This window comes from Aeromonas sp. HMWF014 (assembly GCF_963878295.1).
Lineage (GTDB): Bacteria > Pseudomonadota > Gammaproteobacteria > Enterobacterales > Aeromonadaceae > Aeromonas > Aeromonas popoffii.
The window spans coordinates 1-9164 of record NZ_CAWNYS010000488.1; the positions used below are offsets into that span (position 1 = coordinate 1).

General features: G+C 56.7%; 8 protein-coding genes. 1 reads left to right on the forward strand and 7 read right to left on the reverse strand.

What is annotated here, in order from left to right; genetic code table 11:
* Nucleotides 1-917: transposase (locus AAC083_RS18850; protein ID WP_108537418.1), on the reverse strand; the 917-nt coding region annotated here is incomplete at its 3' end.
* 199 nt (nucleotides 918-1116) lie between these two features.
* On the opposite strand from AAC083_RS18850, the gene AAC083_RS18855 reads away from it, so the two are divergent.
* Nucleotides 1117-2286, forward strand: a complete 1170-nt coding sequence (locus tag AAC083_RS18855; protein WP_219927914.1) for a hypothetical protein — start codon at nucleotides 1117-1119, stop codon at nucleotides 2284-2286.
* A gap of 100 nt (nucleotides 2287-2386) precedes the next feature.
* On the opposite strand, the gene parC is transcribed toward AAC083_RS18855, so the two are convergent.
* The 6 genes from parC to AAC083_RS18885 all read right to left on the reverse strand — a co-directional run bounded on the left by parC (nucleotide 2387) and on the right by AAC083_RS18885 (nucleotide 9158).
* Nucleotides 2387-4681 (reverse strand): DNA topoisomerase IV subunit A, encoded by a 2295-nt coding sequence (gene parC, locus AAC083_RS18860; RefSeq protein WP_108537419.1) that lies wholly within the window; start codon nucleotides 4679-4681, stop codon nucleotides 2387-2389.
* 143 nt (nucleotides 4682-4824) lie between these two features.
* Entirely contained in the window at nucleotides 4825-6720 is a 1896-nt protein-coding gene (parE, locus tag AAC083_RS18865; RefSeq protein ID WP_042035374.1) for a DNA topoisomerase IV subunit B, read from the reverse strand.
* A gap of 136 nt (nucleotides 6721-6856) precedes the next feature.
* A complete protein-coding gene (locus tag AAC083_RS18870) occupies nucleotides 6857-7255 on the reverse strand; it encodes a GFA family protein (RefSeq protein WP_108537420.1) in 399 nt (132 codons plus the stop codon).
* Nucleotides 7256-7289: 34 nt separating this feature from the next.
* Nucleotides 7290-7877: a YqiA/YcfP family alpha/beta fold hydrolase gene (locus tag AAC083_RS18875; RefSeq protein ID WP_108537421.1), complete on the reverse strand. Its 588-nt coding sequence runs from the start codon at nucleotides 7875-7877 to the stop codon at nucleotides 7290-7292.
* Nucleotides 7878-7890: 13 nt separating this feature from the next.
* Entirely contained in the window at nucleotides 7891-8709 is an 819-nt protein-coding gene (gene cpdA / locus AAC083_RS18880) for a 3',5'-cyclic-AMP phosphodiesterase (RefSeq protein ID WP_108537422.1), read from the reverse strand.
* 23 nt (nucleotides 8710-8732) lie between these two features.
* On the reverse strand, nucleotides 8733-9158 hold the full coding sequence (locus AAC083_RS18885; protein WP_108537423.1) for a DUF1249 domain-containing protein: 426 nt from the start codon (nucleotides 9156-9158) through the stop codon (nucleotides 8733-8735).
* Nucleotides 9159-9164: the final 6 nt, after the last annotated feature.

Here is a 9164-nt window from a genome sequence, read left to right on the forward strand (position 1 = left end):
CAATGCAGGGCAAACTGTTTGCGATGCTGATGATCACCTACCGCTCTGATACCCTGCCGCCGGAACAGAGTCACCTGTCGAAGCCAGACGGTTTTATCAAGTCCTAGTCGTTCCATAATGAGAGTAAGATGAACCGGGATGTAGCCGCGCTTGTCTGCCCTGATGGCTCGCCCTGTCCAATCGACCAGCATCAGATAATCGGTGAAGGCATAGGGCAAGCAGCCGGACTTCTCCTTATCGGTAAACGGTAGCAATAGCGGGGGTAAGGCTTCAGATAGGGACGCGTTATCAAGGCGTTGCTTGATACTTGTGTAGTCGCTCTGCTCTGGTCGATCGGCAAGGGCTGCCCGCACCGGATTGAGATCTACATAAGTCATGCAAGCCAGCAAAGCTGATTCGGTGAGCAGCGCCTGACTTTTAAAGCGCCCTTCCCAGAAATGGCCCTTGCAGCCATCTTCCAGATTGGCCTGGCGAGCCAGAGTTTCATTGAGCAGCCGCACAAACCAACTGATGGAGTAAAGCCGCTCGCGCCACTGCCCTATCAGTTGTTTAACCACTGCAATCTCAGGTTCAATCAGGGATTCCACCTGATACCAGCGCCGCACCAACAGTGGCCATTGGAACAATGCAGCCCAACGCTCGGCCACCTCCCGTTCACTCCAGTTGGCGGCAGTATCGGGCTCAACCTTGAGCACCAGGTGGTAATGGTTGCTCATCACTGCATAGGCGCAGATACCGATGGCAAACAGCCTCGACAGCTGGCCCAGCTTGTCGACCACCCACTGGCGCCGATGTTCGTAGCTCTGACCAGAATGGATGTCTTCACCACACAAGAAAGCCCGCCGCACACAGCGACTGACCACGTGGTAGTAAGGCGTATCCTGCAAACTGATTTGACGTGAACGGGCAATGGTCATGGCGCATCCCTCGACAGTAACTCCTCAAGCCAAGTACAGGATTACGCCGTAGTCAAAAAGGTGGGTGTCCTAGTTCTGTTCCAAACGCAGAGAATCCCTTAGACATAAGATAGAACTATTTGAATCAAAAATATCTCCTAGCAATGGGCCGATAGAATTTCAAATGTTTCCAGCACCAGACAATGACCTTATATGGTATATGTTCCTTGTTGACATGCAAGGAAATGACTTATGTAGTGACCATAGCTTTGAATCTCATAGAATATTACCTTTTTTTGCATCAATAGGAGAGCAAATAGATAATATTTCAGAAGTGAGTGGTGTGCCTCATATAATTAAAAAACTAACATATGAAAAATCAAATAACACTGATGAAGCACTGTTTGAATTACTGGTTGCGACTCTCTATTTAAGAAATGGATACAATATAAAGTTTATAAAAGAAACGCCTCCAGTAAAACAGCCTGACATTAAAGTCGTAACTAACGAGGGACGAGACTTTTACGTTGAATGTAAAAGAGTATCAAGAAAAGGAGAATATTCGAGCATTGAGGAATCAACGTGGGATTCGATTTGGAAAGAATTGTGTAAGACAATGTTATCCACAAATAAGAACTATTGGGTCGATATCACCTTTAAAAAGGAGCTATGTGATGTTTCTCCCAAGAAAGTAATTGGTGCATTTAAAAGACTACACATTTCAGGTTGTGGTCCTTCTGGAATGAAATTCTACTCTAGCAGTTTTGATATGGTTTTACATAGAGTGAATCAAGTCAAGCTGACTTCACATTTTTCCCAAAACCTAGTAAAACCGCTAACACCCCAAATACATGATTTAATTTTTGGTAATGTTGACGCCAACGAAAAAAGATCCACCGCATGTCTCGCCAAAAAAATTGAACGACATGGTAATCAAAACTCTGTATTGAATATTTTTATTGATAAATTAAAGTTATGTGCTGGGGCCCAATGGCGATGTTCTGACACACAATCTATATCTAAAAGAGCAAAATATTTCAAATCCATTGCTGGTCGGGCAGCCCAACAAATTCCTCAAGAAGGGCTCGGGGTGATCCATATTTTATACGAAACTAATGAAGGGCCTAACATAGAGATTATAAGAAGGGAGAAAAATATATCAGCATTCAAAGATTTTTCATCTAAAAATACTCTAGGAATATTTCTGCATGGCGTTCACTTTTATCCAATGACAGATCACTTTGAATGGGCTGAAACACTCAGCGAGTACTCTATTACAGAAAATCTACAAGATAGTATTTTTGAAAAACCATTGCTATTAGATTTTGATATGCAAGGGGAAGCAGGAATTACAGGGCAAACTCACTGGGAACAAGACATTAAAAAATAGAATGTTTCAGTGAAATTAATAATTCGGTATTTAATACTGGACATTCCAAGTACTTTTTATGCTAGAAGGGAGCGAATTAATACGCCCCCTTCTCTATTAATTACCCTTCCTGATTTTCCCCAGCTACCGGTTCGGCACCGGCGGCGGGTTCAATCTCGATGCGGTCCACCCGCTGCAAACCACGGGGCAGCTTGGCGCCACGGCGGCCGCGCTCGCCACGGTAGTAGTCTAGATCAGAGGGTTTGAGGGTCAGCTTGCGCTTGCCGGCAAACAGGGTGACATATTGTCCCTGCGGGATAATGGCGGCCATCACCATAAACTCTTCCCGCGCTTTCACGCGAGCCGACGGTATGCTGATGAGCTTGTTGCCCTTGCCCTTGCCGAGCACCGGCAGGGTGTTGAGCGGGAACAGCAGCATGCGCCCCTCGTTGGAGATGGCCATGCAGAGATCGGTCTCTGGCGAGCCAATCTTCTGGGGTGCCATCACCTGGCCCCCTTCCGGCACTGTGAGCAGCGCCTTGCCATTCTTGTTCTTGCCGATGAGGTCGTCATAGGTGCAGACAAAGCCGTAACCGGCATCGCTCGCGATCAGATACGGCTCGCCCTCGTTGCCCATCACCAGATGGCGCACCTCTTCCCCCGCCCCCAACGCAAAGCGGCCGGTGAGCGGCTCGCCCTGACTGCGGGCAGATGGCAGTGTGTGGGCTTCCAGTGCATAGGTACGGCCCAGGGTGGAGAGGAACACAGCCTGCTGGTTGCTGCGGCCACAAGCGTGGGCCAGATAGTTATCCCCCGCCTTGTAGGAGAGCCCCGCCACGTCCACGTCGTGGCCCTTGGCGGCCCGCACCCAACCTTTATCGGAGAGGATGACGGTAACCGGCTCGCTCGGGGTCAGCTCTTTTTCAGTCAGGGCTACCGCGCTGGCGCGCTCCACCAGCGGGGTGCGGCGATCGTCGCCGTACTTCTCGGCATCCGCCAGCAGCTCTTTCTTGAGCAGGGTATTGAGGCGGCGCTCCGAGCCCAGGATCAGTTGCAGCTTGTCCCGTTCAATCGCCAGTTCATCCTGCTCGGCGCGCAGCTTGAACTCTTCGAGTTTGGCCAGATGGCGCAGTTTGATCTCGAGGATAGCCTCGGCTTGGGTTTCGCTGATATTGAAGCGCTCCACCATCACCTTGCCCGGCTCATCCTCGGTGCGGATGATCTCGATCACCTCGTCGATATTGAGGTAGGCCACCAGCAAGCCTTCGAGGATGTGCAGGCGAGCCAGCACCTTGTCGAGGCGATACTGCAAGCGACGACGCACCGTCTCGCGGCGGAAGATGATCCACTCGGAGAGGATCATCTTGAGGGTCTTCACCTGCGGCCGGTTGTCGAGGCCGAGGATGTTGAGGTTGACCCGATAGTTCTTCTCCAGATCCGTGGTGGCGAACAGGTGGGCCATCAGCCCCTCCACATCCACCCGGTTGGAGCGGGGCACGATCACCAGACGGGTCGGGTTCTCGTGGTCCGATTCATCGCGCAGGTCGGTGACCATCGGCAGCTTCTTGGCCACCATCTGGGCGGCGATCTGCTCCATGATCTTGGCGCCGGAGGCCTGATGGGGCAGCGCCGTGATGACGATATCGCCATCCTCCTCGTTCCACACTGCTCGCTGCTTGATGGAGCCCTTGCCGGTCTCGTAGATTTTGCGGATATCATCGCGCGGGGTGATGATCTCGGCGCTGGTCGGGTAGTCCGGCCCCTGAATGTGCGCCATCAGCGCATCCAGCCCCGCATCGGGGTTGTCGAGCAGCTCGGCACAGGCGTAGGCCACCTCCCGCGCGTTGTGGGGCGGAATGTCGGTCGCCATGCCCACGGCGATGCCGGTGATGCCGTTGAGCAGTATGTGGGGCAGGCGGGCGGGCAGTACCACGGGTTCTTTCATGGTGCCGTCGAAGTTCGGCGTCCACTCCACAGTGCCTTGGCCCAATTCCGAGAGCAGCAGCTCGGAGAAGCGCGACAACCGCGCCTCGGTATAACGCATGGCGGCGAAGGATTTGGGATCGTCCGGCGCCCCCCAGTTGCCCTGACCGTCCACCAGCGGGTAACGGTAAGAGAAGGGCTGGGCCATCAGCACCATGGCTTCATAACAGGCGCTGTCGCCGTGCGGGTGGTACTTACCCAGCACGTCACCCACGGTACGGGCGGATTTCTTGTGCTTGGAGAGGGCCGACAGACCCAGCTCGCTCATGGCGTAGATGATGCGCCGCTGCACCGGTTTGAGACCATCGCCGATATGCGGCAAGGCCCGATCCATGATGACGTACATGGAGTAGTTCAAGTAAGCCTGTTCGGTAAAGGTGCGCATTGGCTGGCGCTCTACTCCGTCCAGACTGAGCTCGATAGCATCACTCATGTGATTTTCTCTTTCGGTTCGGGAGCCGCCACAGGGCGACTCCGGCTAAATGCTTGCTGGCCCGCACAGGGCCAGCCGACGGCTTAGATGATGGCGAGATTACCCTGCTCGATCAGCCACTCCCCATTACTGAGAGAAGTGAACTAGATGATGGCAAGGTTTCCCTTCTCCTCTAACCATTCACGACGATCGCCGGAGCGTTTCTTGGCCAGCAGCATGTCCATCAGTTGCAGGGTCTCGTCCCCCTCCTCCATCTCGCCCATGGTGAGTTGCACCAGACGGCGGGTATTGGGATCCATGGTGGTTTCCCGCAGCTGTTTCGGGTTCATCTCACCCAGACCCTTGAATCGGGTCACCATCACCTTGCCCTTCTTCTTCTCGGCTTCGACCCGCTGCAGCACGCCGTTCTTCTCGTCCTCGTCGAGGGCGTAGAACACCTCCTTGCCGATGTCGATCCGGTAAAGCGGCGGCATAGCCACATAGACGTGGCCCTTGTTGACCAGGGTGCGGAAGTGCCTCACGAACAGGGCGCAGAGCAGGGTGGCGATATGCAGACCGTCCGAGTCCGCATCCGCGAGGATGCACACCTTGCCGTAGCGCAGGCCGCTGAGATCCTCGGAGTCGGGATCGAGCCCGATGGCCACCGAGATATCGTGCACCTCTTGGGAGGCGAGCACCTGACCGGCCTCCACTTCCCAGGTGTTCAGGATCTTGCCGCGCAGGGGCATGATGGCCTGAAATTCGCGGTCGCGCGCCTGCTTGGCGCTGCCGCCCGCGGAGTCACCCTCCACCAGGAACAGTTCGCCCTGCATGGGGTCGGCACAGTTGCAGTCGGTGAGCTTGCCGGGCAGCGCCGGGCCCTGGGTAATCTTCTTGCGCACCACCGTCTTGGCGGCGCGCAGTCGGCGCTGGGCGCTGCTGATGCAGATCTCGGCGATCTGCTCCGCCAGCTCGGTGTTGCTGTTGAGGAACAGGCTGAAGGCATCCTTCACCACCCCCGACACGAAGGCCGAGCTCTGGCGCGACGACAGCCGCTCCTTGGTCTGACCGGCGAACTGGGGATCCTGCATCTTGATGGAGAGGATGTAGGCGCAGCGATCCCAGATATCTTCCGGGGTCAGCTTGACCCCGCGCGGCAGCAAGTTGCGGAACTCGCAGAACTCGCGCATGGCGTCGAGGAGACCCTGGCGCAGGCCATTGACGTGAGTACCGCCCTGGGGCGTCGGGATCAGGTTCACATAGGATTCGGCGAGGCACTCACCCCCTTCCGGCAACCAGCAGAGTGCCCAGTCCACCGCAGACTGTTCGGTGCTGAAGGCGCCGACGAAGGGCTGCTCCGGCAGGCAGGTGAACTGCTTGACCGCATCGACCAGATAATCCTTGAGGCCATCTTCGTAGCACCACTCCAGCTTGATGCCGGTGTTCTTGTCGAGGAACTTGATGGTGAGGCCGGGGCAGAGCACGGCCTTGGCCTTGAGCAGGTGCTCCAGCTTGGTAACCGAGAAGCGGGGCGAGTCGAAATAGCTCGCCTGCGGCCAGAAGCGCACCCGGGTGCCGGTGTTGCGGCGACCGCAGGTGCCGGTGATGGTCAGCTCCTGCACCTTGTCGCCACGCTCGAAGGCGATGTCATAGACCTGACCGTCGCGACGCACCGTCACCTCGACCCGATCAGAGAGAGCGTTCACCACCGAAATACCCACCCCGTGCAGACCGCCGGAGAACTGGTAGTTCTTGTTGGAGAACTTGCCCCCCGCGTGCAGCTTGCAGAGGATCAGCTCCACACCACACACCCCCTCCTCCGGGTGGATATCGACCGGCATGCCACGGCCGTCATCGATCACCTCGAGGGACTGGTCTTCATACAGGGTCACCTCCAGGGTACGGGCGTGGCCCGCTAGCGCTTCGTCGACGCTGTTGTCGATGACCTCCTGGCCGAGGTGATTGGGCCGGGTGGTGTCGGTATACATGCCGGGGCGACGACGCACCGGTTCAAGGCCATTGAGGACCTCAATGGCATCCGCATTGTATTGAGTGGACATGGAGGGCCTTGCGAATTGACGTTTGGGGAGAATCTTAACTGCTACGCGGGGGCAGAACAAACTCCCCGCGCCGAAAGCTTGATCTGAAGGGCCAAGCTTGACTCAACGGCCGACTGTCGGGTCGGCCCGTATCTTCTTATTCACGATCCGCCGGATGGTTGATCCCGTCGCGCAGCGGCACCTCATCCAGCTCAAACGGGTTGACCCCCTCAAGGCAGGCGAGGTTGTAGCCATACTCGGCCGGATTGGATCGACGTTGATGATGGGTATAGATACCGCAGATGCTGCAGAAGTAATGTTTCGCGGTACGGGTGTTGAACTGGTAGCAGCGCAGCGCCGCCTCCCCCTGCAAGATCTGGATCCCTGAGAGCGGCACCGAGGCAACGATGGCACCGCGTCGTCGGCAGAGAGAGCAGTCGCAGCGGCGCGGATCCACCACGCCATCCGGCAGGGTAAGCACCAGCACCACGGCCCCGCAGTGACAGCTGGCCTTGTGCTTTTCCTCAATCACTGTGTTGCCGATGAGCTTGATCATGTCACCTTCTTGCCTTGTGTATAAGGTGCCTTTGCTACAACCCGAGAAAGCGAACGATCTGGGCGGGGTAGCGTTCAAACGCGACAAAAGCGTGGTTGCCACCGCACTCCAGCGACAGGCGGGCAAAGCGGTATTCATCCAGCGCCTTGCGATAGTCGAGCACCTCATCCTCCTGCTGTTGCAGGATCCAGAGCCGCTCGGGGGCCGTCACCGGCACTGCCAACGCCCGCAGCTCGCCCATGTGTGCCGGCAGCAGCTCGTACTGCTCATCGGTATAGGGATTGGTCTGAGGGCCCAGGTAGTCGCACAACAACTCGTGAGGGCGCACCGCTGGGTTGATCAGGGCCGCGCGACAACCATACAACTCGCTCACCCGGGTGGCCATAAAGCCGCCGAGGGAGCTGCCCACGACACCAAGCTTGAGGCGGTCACCGTGGCGGGCGATGGCCTCTTCAACGGTCTGCGCTATGGCGGCCCAAGCCGCCGCCGGCGTATTGGGCTGGGCCGGAATAATGAGCTCGATGTCGGGTCTGTATTGCGCCACCCAGGCAGCCATCTGCTGCGCCTTGGCAGAGCCGGGGGAAGAGTTGAAACCGTGCAGATAAAGCAAAACGGAGGTCATGGAAGCGGCCTCCTCAATAGCCGGTGGCATCGGGGTCGGGCACAAACTGCCCCACCGGCAGACGCCACACCTGGCTCGCTACCCGGCCATCCGGATGCAGGGTGAGATAGCGCCAGCCCGGACCTGATTCGTCCAGCGCAAAGCCATCGCTGAGCGGCTTGAACTGAATGCAGGTGGAGGGGCTGGCAATCAGCCGCACTCCGCGATGCATCTCGTCAAATTCCTGATGGACATGGCCAAACAAGATGGTTTTCTGCTGGGGATGACGAGCCAGCACGGCGAACAGATCGTCAGCATTCTTGAGATTGTGCTGATCCAGCCAGGCGCAACCCACAGGCACGGCCTGATGGTGCAAGGCTATCAGGACATGACGCTCGGGGTGCTGGCGCAGGGCCTGGTCGAGCGTCGCCAGCTGATGATCGCCGAGTACGCCGTGAGGTTTGCCGCGTACCTGGGTATCCAGCAGTATCACCTGCCAGTGCTCCCCCACCAGCTGCTTGGCCTCGCTGATCCCGGCCGCATGCAGGTATTCGGTCATCAGGGGACCGTCGTCATGGTTGCCGGGCAGCCAGTAGATGGGACGTGCCAGCTTTGCCATCATGCTGGCAAAGCGCTGGTAGGATTCCGGACTGTGATCCTGCGACAGATCGCCGGTCGCCAGGATCAGATCAAACGGATGATCATTGGCCTGCACCCGCTCCAGCACGGCAGCCAGGCTCTCTGCGGTGCGTATAGCCAATAGCCGCCCCTCGGCACTCGCGAAGAGGTGGGTGTCGGTAATTTGTAACAGGCGCACACTGCCGTCCTGCGCCTGGGGTAGCTCTGTTTCCAAAATCACGCTTCTTATAAGTTCAACTAGAGGATATTTATCTGGCTGGCACCATGTCTGAGACAAAATCTTAGCCAATCGGCCAGGAACAGATTTACCTGCTCCTTTTCATCCCGCTGGTGCATTTTCTTATTGGGATAATCATAACGTGGTTGCAACCTCGAAATCTGTTGCGCCGCACACACTTCCGCCATCCGCACGTCATGATACAAACGAATCTCGATGCGAGCCTGCAAGTAGCTCGGCAACTCCGGGTTGTGCTGGGCCAGGATCACCTGACTGGTGAAGCGGCTCTCCTCGCTGACGGTGAGCTGGAACTGCAGGCCATTGCCCACCTGATAGCGGCGTTCGGCCCCGACTGTGCCACCGGGTGGCAACAGTTTCATCAAGGCCATGTAGTTCACCTCACAGGTACGCTGCAGGGACATTAAGTCAGGTACATAGCGTTTCATCGAGCT